This window comes from Duganella sp. GW821-FHT07F09, from assembly GCF_059418705.1.
The window spans coordinates 1-2,584 of the sequence record NZ_JBWKQJ010000035.1; the positions used below are offsets into that span (position 1 = coordinate 1).

Consider the following 2,584-nt stretch of genomic DNA (forward strand, 5'->3'; position numbering starts at 1 on the left):
TCGAAGTAGTTCACGCGCGCGCCGGACGTCGTCGCCGTTGCCGTTGTGGCCGAAGTCGACTCGGTCGACATCGTCGATACCATGCTCGCGCTCAGGCGCTGGCGCGCCACCTGCGGCGCCAGCGCCTCGTTGCTCGCCACCGGCGCGCTTTGCGTCGTGGCGGCCGCCGGCCAGCGCCAGGCCGAAGGAGGTTCAAAACACTGTCATGCTCGCCGTGCGGCGTCCAACGCAGTGTCAAATGCATCCACTCCTTGGAACTCCCCTCCCCTGTAATTCCAATTAAAGTGTATCGACTATCTTCTTGGCCAAGTAATGGGCCGCCTTGCGCCATTCCTTCTCGATCTGCTTGGGATCGTCATGCAGCTTCTGCCAGGTCGTGGAATCCATCGGGCTGGCGATGGACGGCAACATGCTCTCGGTGTCGCTCCAGAGCACCTTGCCCGCGCCGTCCGTTAGCACACCTTTGATATTCATCACCGGCACGACGTTGGAGCTCATCAAGTGCGTCACGCCAAAGCCATATTGGGGAACCGAGATCTTCAGCACCGGCAAGGCGGCGTCGCCCGGTGCGGCGATGGCCACTTTGCCGGAGGCCCGCAGCACCTTTTCAAACTCGTCGCGCACGATGGCGTCGATCGAGACGGCATTGGCTTGCAAGAAGTTGTTGAACGCGGTTCTCTCGTTCTCGATGGAACCCGACGCCGCCGCGCCGCCGAGGGCGCCGAACATCAGGCCGATGTTCGCGCCGCCGGGGGCGAGCAGAAACAGGTCGCCCTTCTGGACCGTGCTGCTGATGGCCACGGTCTTTGTGCTGGCGCGATCCGAATCACTCAATCGTTGCGTTGACGCGCACGCGCTCAGCACCAAAGCCATGGTGATGGTGAGGATGGCGATTGTTTTAAATTTTTGCATTGTTTCTTCCTAATGGGGTGTAAAAATAATTATTAAGTCGCTATGCGACTGATGAAAACATCGGAAAGCGTGCGACCTCACGCTTTACCAAGCGCATGTCGAACGCGTCCGCGAGATGTCACCGCCCATAGATGCCTGGAAACAAACTCGTCCGCCGAACTTGTGCTGTTGAGTTCGGCTGCCGCATCGCTGCGGACGATATCAGTCGCTGCGAGATACCTTCATCCGCGAAGCAGACACCAACGGTCACGCTGTTAATCGAGTCGGGTTGACCAGGCGCGCTCGTTCTTTGCTTGCCCCCGGGTTGTGCCGTCAGTCAGAAAACGGCCAAGCAAGGGCACAGCCGCTCCGGGGCAAATCGACCGTTGCGCACCCGCTTTAACATAGCGCCTGTTCCACAAAGTCGACACGACACGGCCCAGTCACTCCACTACGCTCAATTGGTAGGCCGACCTCGCGGAACAGGCGTCATGTCTGGCGCCCCTGCGCCGGTGTCAGGCCGATGTGTGCGCTGCGCCAAGCAGAAGGCCGAGGTCGTGTGCGAATGCTAGACTTGACCCCGGCGCTCCGGCGCTATCAGCGATAAGATTCAGCATCTGTGTACCTATCGCTGCCATAGTTACAGATGTTGTACTTACGCCTATTCAATACCTTGCAATCCCCCAACCAGATCCAAAAAGGTGAAAAACTTCCCTTTTTTATAAGAACCAATAGAGCGATCCCCACCCATGAACGGAAAAGGTACTGGAATATAGATTTCGTCTTCCGCCAACTCGCCTAACCGATTCTCGATTAAATCGATTTTTTCTCTTTGAAGAATAGTACGTACAGCTTCCGGATGTGTCAAAAAAGTTTTTTCAAACTCAACTAATGAATTTATATCAAGCGGCACCAACTCGGGACCAATCGTGAACAATATAGAAAATTGCCCAGTTTTTGAATTCCGTAAAAAAACGTCTCCTAAGTAAGTGTATCCAACCAACTCATCAAAATCGTTGGCAATGGTTGCCCATCTGGCCATTACCTTATCGACATTCAGATAGGGTGATAATATTTTATACAAAACAGGGCTCCCAATAATTTAGTGTGAAATTAGATTTAATTCAAGTATTAGAGAGCGAGTAGTTGGTGGTAGCGCAAGAATTTCATTTCCAATTCTATTCGCGTTACCACCCAAGATAGAGTTATTACGCGAAAGTCCTTGGCCAATAATATCAGATGGCAACCCACCCGTAGCCATATCCGGTGTATGAAGCCACGCGTTCCCCTTATCTGCCGGTCCAAATGCTTTTGCAAATGCGCGACCTTCTGCCTCAATACTTGGATCCGAACGATAGTTTTTAATTCGAGTTTGAAGTCCAGTCATCCCTTCTGTTTCGATAATGTCGTTCATGGCGGTTTGGTGTTCCGCCAATTGAATTCTAAGATCCTCAACATCAGTGACTTTATTTGGCTTGAGCTGATGGTTGTATATCAACTTCTCAGTACCGGCAACTTCCGAAACGGTCGCGCCATTTACCCCACCCGACTCCGGCATCGCATAGAGTATACCCCCGGTACGCTGCATATAGTTGGTGACTATCGTGTCAGCCATTGGCGCCAGCGAGGTCAGCCCCGCCATGCCCAACTGGGCTCCCTTGGCATATGCGCCGGGGCTGAACAACTCGCCGCC

General features: G+C 53.7%; 3 protein-coding genes. All 3 read right to left on the bottom strand.

Annotated elements, in window-relative coordinates; genetic code table 11:
- Positions 1–279 precede the first annotated feature (279 nt).
- Complete coding sequence (locus tag AC07P1_RS33645; protein ID WP_494699941.1) at positions 280–912, bottom strand: hypothetical protein; 633 nt, start codon at positions 910–912, stop codon at positions 280–282.
- 640 nt (positions 913–1,552) lie between these two features.
- The gene (locus AC07P1_RS33650) at positions 1,553–1,975 is read right to left on the bottom strand and encodes a hypothetical protein (RefSeq protein WP_494699942.1); all 423 of its coding nucleotides are present in this window, start codon (positions 1,973–1,975) and stop codon (positions 1,553–1,555) included.
- Positions 1,976–1,993: 18 nt separating this feature from the next.
- The coding region (locus tag AC07P1_RS33655) for a hypothetical protein (protein WP_494699943.1) at positions 1,994–2,584 on the bottom strand (591 nt) is incomplete at its 5' end.